Origin of the sequence: Neoalteromonas arenosi, assembly GCF_030362855.1 — a bacterium.
In the GTDB taxonomy this organism is placed as follows: domain Bacteria; phylum Pseudomonadota; class Gammaproteobacteria; order Enterobacterales; family Alteromonadaceae; genus Alteromonas_E; species Alteromonas_E arenosi.
In genome coordinates this window covers 727,352-744,211 of sequence record NZ_JAUCBP010000007.1, presented here as the reverse complement: position 1 = coordinate 744,211, position 16,860 = coordinate 727,352, and the positions used below count along the sequence as shown (strand labels likewise).

Genomic DNA, 16,860 nt, shown 5'->3' with positions numbered 1-16,860 from the left:
CCTTATGTACGGACTGGTGCAAAACGCCTTATTAAACTGTGACCCCGAAAAAGCGCATGATTTGACCATTAATTGGTTAAAGTACTCTCAATCTAATTTGTTGCGCTGTACTTACTCGCAAAAAGTGGCCAATAAACCGGTAGAGGTGTTCGGTCTTCAATTCCCAAACCCCGTCGGTTTAGCCGCAGGTTTGGATAAGAATGGCGAATGTGTAGACGCGTTCGGAGCTATGGGGTTTGGCTTTGTTGAAGTGGGTACTGCTACTCCGTTACCTCAGAGCGGGAATGATAAGCCGCGCTTGTTTAGGATCCCTGAGAAAAAAGCCATTATTAATCGCATGGGCTTTAACAACAAAGGTGTGGACTATCTTGTTGAACAGGTTAAACGGGCAAAATTTGATGGTATTGTGGGAATCAACATTGGCAAAAACAAAATCACGCCTGAAGAAAATGCGCTGGATGATTACCTGATATGCTTAGACAAGGTCTATGCCGTCGCCGACTACATTACCGTTAACATATCGTCGCCCAATACACCTGGACTACGCAATTTACAATATGGTGAAGCGCTTGATGCGCTACTGGCCGGTTTAAAGCAGCGACAGCGTGAATTGTGTGAACAACACGGCGCTTATAAACCGCTGTTAGTAAAGATTGCGCCAGATTTATCCGACGAGGAGATTAACTCTATAGCTACATCGTTACTCACTGCTGAAATTGACGGCGTAATCGCAACGAATACTACATTGGATCGCAGTACGGTTGAAGGCCTAGAGCACGCTGATGAGGCCGGCGGCCTGTCGGGGTCGGTACTGACCGAAAAGAGTTTGCACGTTACGCGTGTACTTGCTGATGCGCTAGAACAGCGCATGCCTATTATTAGTGTCGGCGGGATTGATTCGGCGGAGGCCGCTAAAGCACGCCTCCAAGCCGGTGCTAGTCTTGTTCAGGTGTATTCTGCGCTAATTTATCATGGACCGAAATTGGTTCAAACAATTGTAAATGGTCTTTAATTTGAACATTGCAACGGCCAGTGCGCCGCAAATGCTTATTCTTACCACGAGCCGAGGCTTAGACGAGTTACTTCGCGATGAAGTCACACGTATTTGTCCAAACTTACAACCGCGTTTAAAGCCTGGCCAGGTGATCGTTGAGGCGGAGCTCGCTGATGCCTACCGTCTCTGCTTGTGGTCGCGTCTCGCAAACCGTGTGATTTGGGTATTAACCCAAGGCCCTGCGGACAACGCTCAACAACTTTATGACACTGTATCGAGCATTGAGTGGCAACAGCATTTTGATGCTAAACAGACGTTTATGATTAATTTTAGCGGCACTAATCGCGCACTGAAGAATAGCCAGTTTGCGGCACAAAGAGTAAAAGATGGCATCGTTGATCACTTTATCGGACTAGGCAATGCTCGCCCCGATGTCGATAAACTCAATCCGGATGTAATCATTCAAGCGCGTTTATGGCGAGATACGGTAACTCTCGGTATCGATTTATCGGGTGGTAGTTTGCATCAACGTGGTTATCGCAGTGAAACCGGTGAAGCGCCATTAAAAGAACATGTCGCCAGTGCTATTCTTTATCGTTCCGGTTGGCTTGAAGCGCAGTCAAAACCGATGTTAGATCCCATGTGTGGTTCTGGAACAATTGCTATTGAAGCTGCGCTGATTAGTACTAATCGTGCGCCAGGTCTAACGCGCAAGCGATGGGGCTTTACCCAATGGCAACAACACAATCAACGCCTGTGGGAATCAATTTTAAGCCATGCTAAAGACAGTATTTGTGACCCCAAAGGGCCCATCGTCGCCAATGACAATCAGTCTAGTTTAATCGCCATAGCCAAAAAGAATGCCGATGCAGCCGGAGTATTTAACGCCATAAAGTTCCAGCGCCAAGACGCATTAAGTCTGGTTCCTGAGGGTTTAGACGAAGGCTTTATGGTGTCAAATCCTCCATACGGAGAGCGCCTGAGCGACATGGCAACCCTAGTTCCATTTTTTAATCAGTGGGGGATTGCGCTGAAGCAGAATTTTGCCAATTGGCGTATCAGTTTGTTGTCATCGCAGCGAGATTTGTTACGCCAGTTAAAGCTAAGAGCAAAGAACGAATACGCGCTAATGAACGGCAATCTCGAGTGTAAACTTGCGAATTACGTCATGGATACTGCGAATTTAGAAGTTCGAGATTCATCAACAACAAGTGAGTTTGCCAATCGCCTGAAGAAGAACATCAAACAACTACAACGCTTTTTAAAGAAAGCGAATACCAATGCATATCGCATTTACGATGCCGACCTACCTGATTACAACGTGGCAATCGATGTCTATGCCGATTGGTTAGTGGTGCAGGAATACGCGCCGCCGAAAAATATTCCAGCTGAGAAAGCACGTCGTCGGTTGAATGACATCATTATACAACTGCCGAGTATCACCGGTTTTGATCCACAAAAAATCGCGGTTAAAGTGCGCAGTCAACAGAAAGGTAGCGCTCAATATCAAAAGGTTGCTGAGCAGTCGTCTCGGATAGTCGTTGAGGAGAGTGGTGCTAAGTTTTATATTAACCCGACTGACTACCTCGATTGTGGTTTATTCCTTGACCATCGTGTAACGCGTCAAATGTTCGCAGAGCAGGCACAGCAAAAGCACGTATTAAATTTATTTGCCTACACCGGCAGTGTATCGGTGCACTGCGCATTGAGGGGCGCTCGCTCAATTACCACGGTTGATTTGTCAAAGACCTATTTGGATTGGGCTAAGGACAATTTCAAACTCAATGGATTAACCGGCGCTTATAGTTTTATTCAAGCCGATTGCGTTAAATGGTTAGCTGATAACAACAAACAGTTTGATTTAATGTTTATCGATCCGCCGTCGTTTTCTAACTCTAAACGCATGGAGGGGACGTGGGATGTGCAGCGTGACCATGTGGCACTGCTTGCTGACGCCGTCCGAAACTTGACTGAAAACGGCGTAATTTATTTTTCCAATAATCTGCGGAGTTTTAAACTCGATCAAGTGGCAGTCGAAGCCTTGGGTTTAAGTGTCGAGAACATCTCGGGTGAAACGTTACCTGAAGACTTTAAACGCAACCCAAAAATTCATCAGTGTTGGCGACTAACAAAGTGCAGTTAATTTTATTCACCGGACCTCAATGCCACCTTTGTGATCTGGCTTTAGTTGAGCTAGAGCAGGTGCACAATGTTACGTTTAGTGTAGAGAAGCGAAACATTCGCGAAAACCCTGACGATTATCATTTGTATGCGGTACGTATTCCCGTATTAAAACGCAGAGACAATGATCTAGAGCTTGGTTGGCCGTTTACGGCACAAGATATAGAACGGTTTTTACAATGAGTTTGATCCAATTAAAGAAAGTATCGGTGTTGTACGGTACGCCGCCACTGCTCGATGCTGTCGAATTCAACCTGCAACCCCAAGAGCGTGTTTGTATAGTTGGCCGCAATGGCAGCGGTAAGTCGACTTTAATGCGAGTGTTAGCCAACGAAATTAGCTACGACGACGGTGTGCGGGTCGTTCCCAGTCAGACCAAGATCGCACGCTTGCCTCAAGATCCCCCAGAAAGTGTGCAGATCACTATGTTTGACTACGTCGCTGAGGGTCTGAGCGATGCCGGAGACATTCTCAAGGCTTACTTTAAGCAACTAAAAGTCGTCTCTGACGACCCCAGTGAAAAGCAGCTCAACCGCTTACAGCAGTTACAAGAAGAGTTAGAGGCTCACAACGCATGGCAACTAGAGCAACAAATCGCCAATGTACTCACGATGTTGTCACTCGACCCAAATCAGTCATTAGCTGAGTTGAGTGGTGGGTGGCGCCGTAAAGCTGCATTAGCGAGGGCTTTAGTTGGTAACCCCGATGTACTTTTATTGGACGAGCCGACAAACCACTTAGATATCGAAATGATTCAGTGGCTTGAAACACATTTGAAAGCGTTTTCAGGCGCAATAGTATTCATCAGTCACGACCGTGCGTTTATTCGCAATCTCGCTACGCGTATTGTTGATTTAGACCGCGGTAAATTGACCAGCTACCCAGGGGATTATGCCACTTATCTTGTGAAGAAGGCCGAAGACTTAGAGGTAGAAGCCAACCATAATGCTGAATTCGATAAAAAACTGGCCAAAGAAGAAGTCTGGATCCGACAAGGCATAAAAGCGCGCAGAACGCGAAATGAAGGCAGGGTTAGAGCACTTAAAGCACTACGTGAAGAACGCAAAGCACGGCGCAACGTAATGGGTACAGCAAAAGTCACGCAAAACCAAGCTCAGCGTTCGGGTAAGCGGGTGTTTGAAACCCATGGCTTATCGTATTCAATAGCTGGCAAGCCGATAGTGGCAGACTTAGATGTAAGTATTTTGCGCGGTGACAAAGTAGCGGTCATCGGTCCCAATGGGTGTGGTAAGAGTACCTTGATCAAACTGTTGCTAGGGGAGCTTGAGCCTCAATCAGGTGCAGTATTACGGGGAGTGAACCTAGAAATAGCCTATTTTGATCAACATCGCAGTGATTTGGATCTCGATAAGACGGTTATTGATACTGTCGGTGATGGTAAACGCGATTTAGTTGTCAATGGCCAACCACGTCATGTGATGAGTTATCTACAAGATTACTTATTCGCGCCAGAGCGTGCAAACGTACCCGTTCGCGCACTGTCAGGCGGTGAAAAGAACCGCCTCACATTGGCTCGCCTTATGTTAAAGCCGAATAACCTGTTGATCCTCGATGAACCGACAAACGATTTGGATGTTGAAACATTAGAACTATTAGAGTCTCTATTGGTTGACTATGAGGGCACACTGTTGCTCGTGAGTCACGACAGAGAGTTTGTAGATAATGTCGTTAGTGCGAGTTTATTCTTTGAAGGCCAGGGTTTAATTAAGGAGTTTGTGGGTGGCTATAGCGATGTTCAAGCTTGGTATGCTAAACACAAACTGACAGAGCAATCGCAATCACCGATAAAGACTAAAAAGAATGAAACTAACCCATCATTTTCGGGTCATAGCGATGGCGTTAAGCAATCGGAGGCTTCTCCGAAGCGCAACAAAAAGTTATCATATAAAGATCAGCGTGAATTAGATGGTTTACCGACCTTAATTGCCACGCTAGAAACTGAACAAACTGAATTACAAGAGACAATTAACGACCCAAAATTCTTCAACCAGCCAGCAGATGAAACCAAGTCTGTGCTTGACCAGCTAGCTGACGTCGAGTCTAAGCTAGAACACGCTTATGCACGCTGGGATGAATTAGAAAGTGCGCTAGAATAAATAACTAAACAGGATAGTGAATGAAGTTTTCCAGGCTTGCAGTGGCAGCAACCATTGCATTTTCAGCAAGTAGTATTAATGCAGCCCAATATCGATTAGAGCCATTGCCTCTAGATACTGTTTCAATCAATCATTTCGCTCAAGCTATCGCTGACGATGGGACAGTTGTTGCAACCACGCAGAATGAATTTAACCCACCGATTGATTTAACCTTGTTGGATTTTGACAGCGAATCGTTAATCAACTTGCTTACCGACGTCGATGCAGCTCGTGCGGGAAACTTTAATTTAGCTGACTACACAACGTTGGTTAACTTATTGTTATCGGCCCGCGCAAATAACAGTGTAACACTGCAACGCTTAGCAGAATTCCGGAGTTATTTTGTTACGGGGGCAGAATATGACCTCATTCCTGGGTTGGATATCGTAACCGAGACTTTTGACGACTACACCAACAGCGTAAATGTGCGCGCACGCGACATTTTGGGTAGCTCTACTGTTGTCGGTAGTAGTGATGCACCCTACTTGACAGTTGATTATGTAAACGCGGATGGTGATGAACAAACGTTTGTGCTAAGTGACCATATTACGCGGGGGTTTGTGGAGGTTAACGGGGTAACTACAGGCTTAACTTCAGTGGAAACGCGCTTAGGTGGGTACAGTGAAGCGTATGCTATTAATTCTAATATGCAAGTCGCTGGCTTTGGAGCAACAGAATTATATGGCAGTGGTGTTGATTTGATTGATACTTGTGCTGATCCAGAGGTACGTGGCGATATCCCTGAGGAGCTGTGTTTACGTAACATCCGTGAAACCGGCGCAGGAACGACCAATGCGCTGCGAGCCTCAGCGCGCACGCGACCACACATTTGGCAGTTGGATGTGAATGGGGCGGTGATTAATGTAGAAACGTATGACTTACTATTTACCCCAGAAGAAAACGATACATTTAATTATATTGCACGTGCTTTTGATATTAATGATGCTGGTATTGCTGTTGGCGATTCGATGACCGGTGAAGGTGTCGTGGTAACTCGACCAGGTAGCTCCTTCGGTCAAACGGAGGCGCAGCTCGTTGCAACAATGTACAGCAATGGGGTTACCACTGAATTGCTACCGCGTGAAGAAAATCAATTGAGCAACGCATTACTGATAAATGACGACTACATCGTTGGTACAGTAACGCGAGAATCGAATGGTGTATCGCGTGAAACACTGTTTGTATATGACCTAGCGACAGAAACTGTAGAGTATCCTTCAGGCTTTTTCTCCACCGCAGGTACAACCCCGCGGGCAATAAACGACAACAACATCATAGTGGGTGAAAGTGAAGTTGAAGCGTCAGTTGAAACTGTGCGCGAAAAAAATGCTTTCATGTTTAACATTGATACTCAAGAGTTTATTAACCTCAATACGCTGATAGAGTGTGATAGCGAATATACGCTAGTGGATGCTGTTGATATCAATAATAACAACGAAATAGTTGTAAATGCGCGTTTGCGTGCGCCAAGCAAAGAGGTCAATGGTGAGCCTGTGTTAAACGATGCTGGCGAAACGACGTTAGTTGATACTGTCTATGCGGTTAAATTAATTCCTATACCGAATGGTGAAATTGACGACTGCCAGTTTGAGGTTGAGGTCATTGAACGTCAGGGAGCGAGCTGGAATTTTGGATTAGTCGCATTGTTGCTAGCCATGATAGTAAGACGCAGACGAAAAGTCTGAGGAATCGTTACAAGCAAGCTGATGCGGGCTTTTTTATGTGAAAAAAGCACTGCTGATAAGTTCCATTTTTTTGCGTTCTTTTTAACCATAAAAACGCCTAAATTTATAACCAAATAGTGTAATAAAAAATTCATAAAACTTTCATCATGTTAAGCGATGTCAATAGTGTTCTTGATTATTTGCACTTGAATGCGCTTCAGTGATCCTCTATCTCTAATAGTGGCGCTGCAAAACTTTACAGCAAAATTGCGACAGAAAGAGAAAGAAGTTCAAAAAGCGCCTTGTGTTTAATTCAACCGAGGTAACTCAATGAAAAGACAAAAAAGAGACAAGTTGACGCGTGCTCACGCAAAAGGTTATCAAGCAGGAATTTCTGGACGTTCAAAAGATATTTGTCCATTTCAGACCTCAGACGCCAGGTCGCAATGGTTAGGAGGCTGGAGAGAAGCACTCGAAGACAGAAGCCTAGGACTTACCCGTTAGGCGCTAACGTTATCGATAAGTATGAAGTAAGACCCCGCATTTGTTGCGGGGTTCTTTTTAGAAACTGCTAGTATCTTGAAATAAGCCCACTTTCAGATCCTTGGCGCTGTAGATTTCACGTCCGTCAACTTTGACGACGCCATCAGCCAAGCCCATGAACAAACGACGTTTAACAACGCGTTTCATTTGGATGTGATAAGTGACTTTTTTAGCTGTTGGTAGGATTTGGCCGGTAAACTTAACTTCACCTACGCCTAGTGCTCTTCCTTTACCTGGGCCGCCACTCCAACCTAGGAAAAAACCAACCAATTGCCACATAGCATCAAGCCCGAGACAGCCCGGCATTACTGGATCGCCTGGGAAGTGACAATCAAAAAACCACAAGTCCGGTGTGATATCTAATTCGGCTATGATTTCACCTTTACCATTTTCACCGCCTTCTTCAGTGATCGATACTATACGATCCATCATAAGCATGTTAGGTGCTGGTAACTGACTGTTACCCGGACCAAAAAGCTCCCCCTGACTACAGGCTAAAAGCTCTTCTCGACTAAAACTATTTTTATCTTGTAATGACATAAAACCGTCTACTGCTGTAAATGAGCCGCTAATTTAGCGAACACTTGTACGCTAAACAACTCTGAACAGTGAATTTTCAATAAATTGTCACATTAAGCCTATGTAGCATTATTTTTATTATAGTTCTTACAGAAAACCAAGAGTCAATTATAAAGTGTATGATTATTAGTCACTTAGTGTTGTTTTTCATGGTAACGCATAACCGTGTAGAGGAAGGTGTGCTACAATTTTCAGAGTTATAAGAATGAGATAAAAAAATGAAAATCGGCCAGAAGAAAAACACTAAAAAAACGCCTTCCGCAAACGCGCTAAAACAAAAACGGTTTCGAGAACGTCAAAAGGCTCAGGGAAAGAAATTAGTCCGCGGTTACATTACGCCGCAAGCGATGCGGTGCTACAAAGAAATTAGCGACGTAACAAATTGGAACGATAGCGAAACCTTATCTAATGCATTACGGTTGACTTACGCAGCGTATAAATGCGGGCAAATTGGATTACTGACCAAATGGCTTAAAGATCATGAGCCTTCAGAAGAGCAAGAAGCTAAGCAGCAAATGGAGGCTCAATCTCAAGTTGATGCAAACACTAAAGAACGCATCAAAAAAGCGTCTTAGTTTAGGTTCTGGGCGAACCAGGTATGGTGTGTTTGCTTAATATTCGTCGAGCTTCGCGTTTAACATCATCACGTTCGCGAAAGGACCACAGACGGTCACGCGCTTCGCGACTCGCTTGTTCAATATCAATAATAGGTAATGGGTAGTCTCGGCCAAGTTCCACACCGTAAAGTCTTTGTTCCATCGCGCTAAGCTTCCATGGTGAGTGAATCAAGTCATCGGGGACTTCAGCTAATTCAGGTACCCATTTACGCGTAAAACGACCATCTTTATCGTGATCTAGTGCTTGTTTTAACGGATTGTAAAGGCGTATGGTATTTGTACCTGTTACGCTGGCCTGCATCTGAAACTGTGGGTAGTGAATGCCGGGTTCAAAATCAAGGAACTGCCGTCCTAGAAATACCACGCCTTTGCGCCAATCGACATTTAGATGGTGCGTTAAAAAACTGACCAGCATTGCACGCATCCGAAAGTTTAAATAGCCTGTTGCAATTACTGCGCGTATACAAGCATCAATTAACGGAAACCCCGTCTCTCCTCGTTGCCAAGCGGTAACTTTGGGTTCGGCGTCCAGCGCACCAGCGTATGGGTAGTTCTCGTAGGCTTTATTAACGGGACTAATTTCCATCGAGCACTCACTCTCAAACTTTTGGATAAAATGCGAACGCCATTGAATACGAGACGAGAACGCCTTTACTGTGCGCCTCCAATCACTGTCTGATTTTTTACTGTTCAGTCGATTGAGTACCTGACGCGGTGTAATATTTCCCCACGCTAAATATGGCGATAATCGGGAACAAGACTTTCTTGCTAGACTAGGACTGGAAATTTGCTGCGCATATCTAATACCACGTTCGGCTAAAAAGTGATTAAGGGTATACCACGCGCGCTTTTCGCCACCTGGCTGGAAGGTTTGCGCAGGTGCGGTCAATGCGTTTAATGAAGAGATAATGTCTGTTGTATCATCCAAATGATGGACTTTTACAGCGTTACTCAGTGACAAAGGTGTACCCAAGCTCTCTGGCTCAATCACTTGCAAGGCCTCAAGCGCCGGATCGTCAACCGGTCGCCTCAGGTAATCGTGCCATTGCTGTTTCCAATTACGTCGGTTGTTTAATCCACGTGTTACGCCACCATTCGCAAACTCCAGCCAATCGATACCATGACCGTTAAACCAAGCTTTTAGGCGTTTATCGCGTTGGTAGGTATTATCAAGCCCGACTTCTTCATAACTAAGTACTCTTGCGATAGTAAATTGCTTAGCAATCGATGCGAATGCTTGCTCCGCGTTACCGATAACTAGCGTGATACATGCGCCCTTGGCACTCAGCTGTTCGTTCAAATCTGTAATAGATTGAGTGATAAAGCGCCAATGGCGAATATCGAAGTGCGGATCATTGATAAGCATGGGCTCAATAATGTACAACAGTACAGTCGGTTCATTTCGACAACTCGCTTCTGCCAATGGCGCATGGTCACGCAAGCGCAAGTCCCTTTTAAACCAAACAATTTGAATCGATTTAGACACTAGCGCTGTAGCCAATGGTTAATAAAGTGATGTTGGGGGTCGTACATCTGCGTTTGTTTATGCAAATTAAATTGTCGATGACCGCGCGGATCGCTGCCTACGCCCGCTAGATATTGCCAATTACCCCAATTGCTTGCAACGTCATAATCGATCAGTTGCTGTTCGAAGTAAGCTGCACCATAGCGCCAGTCCTGTCCAAGTTCATGAACGAAACAACTTGCGACTAACTGACGACCGCGGTTTGACATAAACCCTGTAGCGTTTAGTTGGCGCATACAGGCATCCACAATGTCGTAACCGGTTTCCCCAGCACACCATTTTTCGAATGTTTCACGATCATGAAGGGTGTTGGGGAAGTTGTTTTGTATGCCTGAAAACACAAACATCAAATGTTGTTGCTTGTACATCTGCCAATGAAAGAAGTCTCGCCACAGCAATTCAAAAAACAACCAATAAGTTGACTCGTTCTGATGCTCACGGGCTTCGTAATTAGCCAGAGCATCTGCCACACTAGCAGCGGAAATACAGCCGTGTGCCAACCACGCACTGAGTTTTGATGAAAAATCCCAACCGTCCAGTCCATTGCGCGTATCCTTGTAGCGTTGAATGTAATGTGTCTTATCAAAGTAATAGGTGACTTGCTGCCAAGCGATTTTCTCACCACCGATAAACTGGGCGACTTTATTGGGCGTGGTTGATGTCAGTGCGCGCTCTACATTTATGGGAATTAATTCACCGGGAATAGCAGCTTGTTTAGGCAACTCATTGGGTATTTTGATTGGCTTTCTTGGCTCAGTGTATTTCTCTACTTTGCGCCTGAATGGCGAGAAAACATCAGGCATATTTTCGAGTGAAAAGGGCAAATCTGATTGTTGGTATAAGCATTCCGCCGAGTCGTCTATGAAACGCGCGTGGTTTTGTTTGCAACATTTATTCACAAATACAGATAACTCTCGTTCATACACGCCACAATCACTCGCCATTCCTACATGACTAAAGTGTCCTTTATTGATCAAGTCAGCAATGACGGTGTAGGGGTCACCTTGCAGTACCACCAAGGACTGCTCGTATTCGTGCAAGTGTGTATTGAGATCAGCTAAACACTCAAGTAAAAATCGATACCGGTGTGCACCGAGGCTTACCAAATTGAATGCGTTGGCCTCTTGTTCGCTATCGCTGATAATGCGAATACAAAGTAACTCATCGCACAGCTGTGCGAGCATCGATAACGTCGGACTATCATTTAAACGCAAGTCATTTCTGAAAATCATCAATCCGCGTTTTACATGGTTGTTCATATTGTCTGCAATACCGTTAGTTTTGACGATTTTTTGTAGTGTTTTTCTGAATAAATGGATCGAAAAATCTGTGTATTCAGTAACAATCACTAAAGTAATTCAGCACGCTAAAAACATGACAAAACAAACGACGCTTGTTTGGTTTCGACAAGACCTCCGTATTAAAGACAATCCTGCACTGAGTTGGGCCGTAGAGCAGGGGGATATTATTCCGCTCTATGTTTTTGACGAGCAAAGCGATGACGTTGAGCCGTTAGGCGGGGCCTCTAAATGGTGGTTGCATCATTCCTTACAAAGCCTGCAAAAGACACTCAAAGACAAGCTGATTATTCGAAAAGGAAAAGCTGCAGATGAGATACTGGCGCTCGCGGCAGCGGCTGGCGTCGACACGATTGTGTGGAATCGGCGTTATGAGCCGGGTGAATTGTCGCGCGATAAAGACATTAAACAGAAGCTTAAAGAAGCGGATTACAAGGTTAAAAGTTTTAACGGTAGTTTATTGTGGGAGCCCATGCAGATCCTGAAAAACGATGGGACACCTTATAAGGTTTACACGCCTTATTACCGCAATGGCTGCCTTGGTCACGCATCGCCGCGCTATCCCTTACAATCGCCTGATGATATAAAATTTTCCAACCACGATGTTGAGTTGGGTGACGTCGAAGACTTAGCGTTGTTACCAACGTTGGATTGGGCTGATGATTTTGATGCACTTTGGGAACCCGGAGAAGTCGGCGCGGCCGAAAAGCTGTCAAAATTTATCGAAAATGCGGCTCAACAATATCGCGATCAACGCAATATTCCGGCTGTTGAAGGTACCTCAAAATTATCACCACACTTACATTTTGGTGAGATCTCACCCAATCAGATTTGGTATTCGATTTTGGATGCTTTTGGCGGCAGCGATAATGATAATATTGATACGTATTTGAGTGAACTGGGCTGGCGCGAATTCAGTTATTACTTGCTGTATCACTGGCCTAAAATCACCACTGATAACTTTAATAAAAAATTTGACCAATTCCCGTGGCTGAATGATTCAAATGCATTAGTTGCGTGGCAGCGTGGGCAAACAGGCATACCAATCGTTGATGCAGGCATGCGAGAGCTGTGGCAAACCGGTTATATGCACAATCGAGTCAGAATGGTGGTCGGCTCTTTTCTGGTCAAAAACTTATTACTTGACTGGCGCGCAGGGGCAAAATGGTTTTGGGATTGTTTACTCGATGCTGACCTTGCTGCGAATACGGCTAGTTGGCAATGGGTCGCAGGTTCTGGTGCTGATGCAGCGCCTTACTTTCGTATCTTTAATCCCATTTTGCAGGGAGAGAAATTTGACAAGCAGGGCGAATATGTGAAGACGTATTGTCCAGAACTAAGCAAATTACCCAATAAGTACATCCACAAACCGTGGGAAGCGCCTGACAAGGTGTTATCCGAAGCCGACGTTGTGTTAGGAAAAGATTACCCTAACCCCATCGTTGACCTGAAAGAATCACGCCAACGTGCACTAAGCGCCTACGATGAGGTGAAAGGGTAATGGCTGCACTTCGTTTGGTGCTCGGCGATCAACTCAGCCGTTCGATCTCCTGCTTGCAAGGCATCGATAAGAAGCGCGATATCGTGTTAATGGCTGAGGTGAAATCAGAGGCTACTTACGTTAAACACCATAAACAAAAGATTGCGTTTCTTTTCAGTGCGATGCGGCATTTTGCCAAGAGCCTTAAAGACGACGGGTTTAATGTTCTGTATATCGACTATCATCATGATGACAATCGTGGATCGCTGGAAGCGCAAGTCATTTGGGCACTTGAGCAGCATGATCTCGATGAAGTTATTGTTACTCATCCAGGTGAGTATCGTCTCTGGCAAGCAATGTGTGAATGGGAAAAGTCGCTCGGTGTTACGGTTTCTATGCAAGAGGACAACCGGTTCTTAGTACCACAGTCCTTCTTCGACGATTGGGCGAAAGGAAAAAAGCAACTGCGTATGGAGTTTTTCTACCGTGAAGTACGCAAGCACACCGGCTACTTAGTGAATGATGGTGAACCCGAGGGGGGAAAGTGGAATTACGATGCGCAAAATCGTGAGCCAATGCCCAGTGACAAAGACGTGCCCGCGCGCTCACACTATGAGGCAGATAAAATTACCCAGGACGTTCTTGCTCTGGTGGAAGATACCTTTGACGATCACTTTGGCAATCTTGATAATTTCGCATTTGCCGTTACACGTAACCAAGCGTTAGATGTCCTCAACACCTTTATAGACGAGCGTTTAGAGAATTTTGGGCGCTATCAAGACGCCATGGTGATGAATCAGCCGTGGATGTTTCACAGTCATATCAGTTTTTATTTGAATTGCGGTCTGCTTGACGTTAAAGAAGTCATAGAAGCAGTTTTACAGGCCTATTATGCTGGAGAGGCACCGCTGAACAGTGTTGAAGGTTTTGTGCGTCAAATTATAGGCTGGCGTGAATATATTAGAGGCTTTTATTGGTACTTTATGCCTGAGCTCGCCACAAAGAATGCCTTGAATGCAACGCGTGACTTACCTGAGTTTTATTGGACTGCTGATACTCGTATGAATTGCTTGAAGCAATGCATAACCGAAACTCGCGACAATGCCTATGCCCACCATATTCAGCGGTTAATGGTGTTGGGTAATTTTGCTTTACTTGCAGGCCTCGATCCTGAACAGGTTAACGAATGGTATTTACTCGTGTATGCAGATGCCTACGAGTGGGTGGAAATGCCAAATGTATCGAGCATGATTTTATATGCCGATGGCGGACAACTAGCCAGCAAACCCTATGCAGCCAGTGGTAGTTATATCAACAAAATGTCGGATTACTGTAAACGCTGCGAGTACAGCGTGAAAGAGAAAACCGGACATCAAGCATGCCCATTCAATTATCTTTACTGGGATTTTATCAATCGCCATAAAGCACAGCTTGAGAATAACCATCGCATGGGTATGATTTTAAAGACGATGGGGCGGATGGATGACAGTAAGCTGCAAGCAATGTTTGAAGACGCTGAACGCTTTTTCGATAAATTAGCCGTTAATGAAAAAGTCTAATTTACCGTCCAAGATTTGCCCAGTGTGCGATCGGCCATTTAGCTGGCGTAAGAAATGGGAGCGAGATTGGGAAAATGTTGTGTACTGTTCGAAGCGCTGCGCTGGTCAACGTGGTAAACTAAAAAAAGAATAAGCACAAAGTACAGCAGTTAGGCGCTGTGCTCTTCAGTTAAGGACCGTTAATGTCTGCCTCGCCCCCTTGTCCCCAATGCCAATCAGAGTACGTGTATCAAGATCAGCGATTGTTAATTTGCCCAGAGTGTGGCTTTGAGTGGGATCCAAATGAACAGAACCAAGATGATACTTTTGCAGTGAAAGATGCGAATGGGACAGTGCTAAGTGATGGCGATAAAGTCACTGTAATCAAAGACCTTAAAATAAAGGGTAGCTCGCAGGTAATTAAAATAGGTACGAAGGCGCTTGTGCGCAGGGTAATGGATAAAAAAGACCACGAACTCGACTGTAAAGTAGATGGAGCCGGCGAGATGATGGTAACGGCAAAGTTCGTTAAAAAGGCGTAGCTACCTAAAAGTACGTTATGGCGTACCTTGGACGTCATTTACGAGCGAAAAGTACGTTTGGGGCCTAGAACGTTCAGTACAGAAAGTGCAAGTGACAATCATGCCCTAGGTTAAATTGTCGACAATTAAGTGTTGATGACTTGATAAACCCCTAAATTAGGCCTACTATTGTCGACAATATCAGTTAATCAGGTCCAACATGCTCGTCGAACAAGCCATTACATCTGCTGATAAGCTGTTTTTACAGCTACGCAATGACATTGTCGAAGGTGTTATTCCTGCGGGGCAGAAACTCAGCGAAAACGAATTGTCGACAACTTATCAAGTAAGCCGCGCAGTTATTCGCGAAGGCATTAATCGATTAGAGTCCTGTCACTTAGTTGAAAGACGCGCCAATGTGGGGGCCCGAGTCGTAGCATTATCAGCTACTGGTTTAGTTGAACTCTATGACGTACGTGAATCACTAGAAGGCATGGCTGCCCGCTTAGCTGCGCGCCATATGAGCGATGATGAAATCGATGAGCTCTTTGCGTTATTAACAGAACATCACTCTACTGCAAAAGACGGCGAGACATACTATCAAGAAGCGGGCGATGTGGATTTTCACTATCGAATTGTACTCGGTAGTAAAAACCAACAGTTGATTCAGTTCCTTGTCAACGGCATTTATCACTTGGTGCGCATGTACCGCGTCCAATTAGGCATGGCAGGGCCTAGAGTATCTACCGCTTATGACGAACACCTTCAAATCGTCAAAGCCATTTCAAATCGCGATGAAGAATTGGCAGAAATGCTAATGCGCCGCCATATTCTTTACTCGCGTAACAATATTCAAACCAAACTTTCAGACTAAAACGAGGCAATTATGAGTGCAGGTAAACGTTTCCGCGAAGCGCTAAAGCAAAATTATCCTTTGCAAATAGTTGGGACTATCAATGCTTATGCGGCAATGATGGCAGAACAGATCGGCCATAAAGCGATATACCTGTCTGGTGGTGGCGTGGCAAACGCCTCTTACGGGTTACCCGACTTAGGCATGACGTCACTCAACGACGTTATTGCCGATGTACAACGCATCACATCAGCTTCTAACTTGCCGTTACTGGTAGACATAGATACTGGTTGGGGTGGAGCATTCAACATCGCCAAAACAATTAAAGATATGGAACGAGCTGGCGCAGCCGCTGTTCATATGGAAGATCAAGTGGCGCAAAAACGCTGTGGTCACAGACCGAACAAAGCAATCGTTTCAACGGCTGAGATGGTTGATCGTATTAAAGCGGCCGTAGATGCGCGTACTGACCCTGATTTCTTTATCATGGCGCGTACTGATGCATTTGCTCAGGAAGGCTTGGAGGCTGCCATAGAGCGCGCTAAAGCTTACGTAGCTGCTGGTGCAGATGGTATTTTTGCAGAAGCCGTGCAAACTGAAGAGCATTATCGCGCCTTTGCCGAAGCGCTTGATGTTCCAATCTTAGCCAATATCACAGAGTTCGGTAAAACCGAATTATGGAATGCTAAAGAGTTAGGCGAGTGGGGCGCTGCTATGGTGTTGTACCCACTTAGTGCATTTAGAGCAATGAACCAAGCGGCTGAAACTGTGTATACCGCAATCCTCAGAGACGGTGACCAAAAAGCGGTCGTTGACATGATGCAAACGCGTATGAAGCTCTATGATTACCTTGGTTATCACGATTACGAGCAAAAGCTCGACGCACTTTTCGCTGAATCAAAAAATTAAAA

General features: G+C 45.1%; 15 protein-coding genes and 1 pseudogene. 13 read left to right on the top strand and 3 right to left on the bottom strand.

Features of this window, described 5'->3' with window-relative positions; all coding sequences use genetic code 11:
- The first annotated feature begins 4 nt into the window (after positions 1-4).
- The 6 genes from pyrD to rmf all read left to right on the top strand — a co-directional run bounded on the left by pyrD (position 5) and on the right by rmf (position 7,499).
- The gene (gene pyrD / locus QTP81_RS09725; protein ID WP_289365158.1) at positions 5-1,012 is read left to right on the top strand and encodes a quinone-dependent dihydroorotate dehydrogenase; all 1,008 of its coding nucleotides are present in this window, start codon (positions 5-7) and stop codon (positions 1,010-1,012) included.
- 31 nt (positions 1,013-1,043) lie between these two features.
- On the top strand, positions 1,044-3,137 hold the full coding sequence (gene rlmKL, locus QTP81_RS09720; protein ID WP_289365631.1) for a bifunctional 23S rRNA (guanine(2069)-N(7))-methyltransferase RlmK/23S rRNA (guanine(2445)-N(2))-methyltransferase RlmL: 2,094 nt from the start codon (positions 1,044-1,046) through the stop codon (positions 3,135-3,137).
- The gene (locus QTP81_RS09715; protein ID WP_289365157.1) at positions 3,128-3,358 is read left to right on the top strand and encodes a glutaredoxin family protein; all 231 of its coding nucleotides are present in this window, start codon (positions 3,128-3,130) and stop codon (positions 3,356-3,358) included. The genes rlmKL and QTP81_RS09715 overlap by 10 nt, the downstream gene beginning before the upstream one ends.
- Positions 3,355-5,292 carry an ATP-binding cassette ATPase Uup gene (gene uup / locus QTP81_RS09710; RefSeq protein ID WP_289365156.1) on the top strand — a complete coding sequence of 646 codons (1,938 nt, stop codon included), beginning with the start codon at positions 3,355-3,357 and terminating at the stop codon, positions 5,290-5,292. The genes QTP81_RS09715 and uup overlap by 4 nt, the downstream gene beginning before the upstream one ends.
- Before the next feature lie 20 nt (positions 5,293-5,312).
- The gene (locus QTP81_RS09705; protein ID WP_289365155.1) at positions 5,313-7,016 is read left to right on the top strand and encodes a DUF3466 family protein; all 1,704 of its coding nucleotides are present in this window, start codon (positions 5,313-5,315) and stop codon (positions 7,014-7,016) included.
- Between the two features lie 309 nt (positions 7,017-7,325).
- Positions 7,326-7,499 (top strand): ribosome modulation factor, encoded by a 174-nt coding sequence (gene rmf, locus QTP81_RS09700; protein WP_289365154.1) that lies wholly within the window; start codon positions 7,326-7,328, stop codon positions 7,497-7,499.
- A gap of 57 nt (positions 7,500-7,556) precedes the next feature.
- On the opposite strand, the gene fabA is transcribed toward rmf, so the two are convergent.
- Positions 7,557-8,078 (bottom strand): 3-hydroxyacyl-[acyl-carrier-protein] dehydratase FabA, encoded by a 522-nt coding sequence (gene fabA, locus QTP81_RS09695; protein WP_289365153.1) that lies wholly within the window; start codon positions 8,076-8,078, stop codon positions 7,557-7,559.
- A 257-nt stretch (positions 8,079-8,335) separates the two neighbouring features.
- Between fabA and QTP81_RS09690 the strand changes: the two are divergent.
- Positions 8,336-8,602: pseudogene (locus QTP81_RS09690) on the top strand (hypothetical protein); the annotation flags it as partial.
- Between the two features lie 91 nt (positions 8,603-8,693).
- On the opposite strand, the gene QTP81_RS09685 reads toward QTP81_RS09690, so the two are convergent.
- Both QTP81_RS09685 and QTP81_RS09680 read right to left on the bottom strand, forming a co-directional pair.
- Entirely contained in the window at positions 8,694-10,220 is a 1,527-nt protein-coding gene (locus QTP81_RS09685) for a cryptochrome/deoxyribodipyrimidine photo-lyase family protein (protein ID WP_289365152.1), read from the bottom strand.
- Positions 10,220-11,518, bottom strand: coding sequence for a DASH family cryptochrome (locus QTP81_RS09680; RefSeq protein WP_289365151.1), 1,299 nt, complete (start codon positions 11,516-11,518; stop codon positions 10,220-10,222). The genes QTP81_RS09685 and QTP81_RS09680 overlap by 1 nt, the downstream gene beginning before the upstream one ends.
- A 115-nt stretch (positions 11,519-11,633) precedes the next feature.
- Between QTP81_RS09680 and QTP81_RS09675 the strand changes: the two genes are divergently transcribed.
- The 6 genes from QTP81_RS09675 to prpB all read left to right on the top strand — a co-directional run bounded on the left by QTP81_RS09675 (position 11,634) and on the right by prpB (position 16,858).
- Positions 11,634-13,058, top strand: coding sequence for a cryptochrome/photolyase family protein (locus QTP81_RS09675; RefSeq protein WP_289365150.1), 1,425 nt, complete (start codon positions 11,634-11,636; stop codon positions 13,056-13,058).
- Positions 13,058-14,596, top strand: a complete 1,539-nt coding sequence (locus QTP81_RS09670) for a cryptochrome/photolyase family protein (protein ID WP_289365149.1) — start codon at positions 13,058-13,060, stop codon at positions 14,594-14,596. Before QTP81_RS09675 ends, QTP81_RS09670 begins: the two co-directional genes overlap by 1 nt.
- Positions 14,583-14,729: a DUF2256 domain-containing protein gene (locus QTP81_RS09665; RefSeq protein WP_289365147.1), complete on the top strand. Its 147-nt coding sequence runs from the start codon at positions 14,583-14,585 to the stop codon at positions 14,727-14,729. Before QTP81_RS09670 ends, QTP81_RS09665 begins: the two co-directional genes overlap by 14 nt.
- 49 nt (positions 14,730-14,778) lie before the next feature.
- Entirely contained in the window at positions 14,779-15,117 is a 339-nt protein-coding gene (locus tag QTP81_RS09660; RefSeq protein WP_289365146.1) for a zinc ribbon domain-containing protein YjdM, read from the top strand.
- A 199-nt stretch (positions 15,118-15,316) separates the two neighbouring features.
- Entirely contained in the window at positions 15,317-15,970 is a 654-nt protein-coding gene (locus QTP81_RS09655) for a GntR family transcriptional regulator (RefSeq protein ID WP_289365145.1), read from the top strand.
- Between the two features lie 12 nt (positions 15,971-15,982).
- Positions 15,983-16,858: a methylisocitrate lyase gene (gene prpB, locus QTP81_RS09650; RefSeq protein ID WP_289365144.1), complete on the top strand. Its 876-nt coding sequence runs from the start codon at positions 15,983-15,985 to the stop codon at positions 16,856-16,858.
- The last annotated feature ends 2 nt before the right edge of the window (positions 16,859-16,860 follow it).

What these genes read in the sequence shown, in the direction of transcription:
- pyrD (WP_289365158.1), top strand. Translation starts at nt 5, where the DNA reads ATGTACGGACTGGTGCAAAACGCCTTATTAAACTGTGACCCCGAAAAA.
- rlmKL (WP_289365631.1), top strand. Translation starts at nt 1,044, where the DNA reads ATGCTTATTCTTACCACGAGCCGAGGCTTAGACGAGTTACTTCGCGAT.
- uup (WP_289365156.1), top strand. Translation starts at nt 3,355, where the DNA reads ATGAGTTTGATCCAATTAAAGAAAGTATCGGTGTTGTACGGTACGCCG.
- QTP81_RS09705 (WP_289365155.1), top strand. Translation starts at nt 5,313, where the DNA reads ATGAAGTTTTCCAGGCTTGCAGTGGCAGCAACCATTGCATTTTCAGCA.
- rmf (WP_289365154.1), top strand. Translation starts at nt 7,326, where the DNA reads ATGAAAAGACAAAAAAGAGACAAGTTGACGCGTGCTCACGCAAAAGGT.
- fabA (WP_289365153.1), bottom strand. Translation starts at nt 8,078, where the DNA reads ATGTCATTACAAGATAAAAATAGTTTTAGTCGAGAAGAGCTTTTAGCC.
- QTP81_RS09680 (WP_289365151.1), bottom strand. Translation starts at nt 11,518, where the DNA reads ATGAACAACCATGTAAAACGCGGATTGATGATTTTCAGAAATGACTTG.
- QTP81_RS09675 (WP_289365150.1), top strand. Translation starts at nt 11,634, where the DNA reads ATGACAAAACAAACGACGCTTGTTTGGTTTCGACAAGACCTCCGTATT.
- QTP81_RS09670 (WP_289365149.1), top strand. Translation starts at nt 13,058, where the DNA reads ATGGCTGCACTTCGTTTGGTGCTCGGCGATCAACTCAGCCGTTCGATC.
- QTP81_RS09665 (WP_289365147.1), top strand. Translation starts at nt 14,583, where the DNA reads ATGAAAAAGTCTAATTTACCGTCCAAGATTTGCCCAGTGTGCGATCGG.
- QTP81_RS09660 (WP_289365146.1), top strand. Translation starts at nt 14,779, where the DNA reads ATGTCTGCCTCGCCCCCTTGTCCCCAATGCCAATCAGAGTACGTGTAT.
- QTP81_RS09655 (WP_289365145.1), top strand. Translation starts at nt 15,317, where the DNA reads ATGCTCGTCGAACAAGCCATTACATCTGCTGATAAGCTGTTTTTACAG.
- prpB (WP_289365144.1), top strand. Translation starts at nt 15,983, where the DNA reads ATGAGTGCAGGTAAACGTTTCCGCGAAGCGCTAAAGCAAAATTATCCT.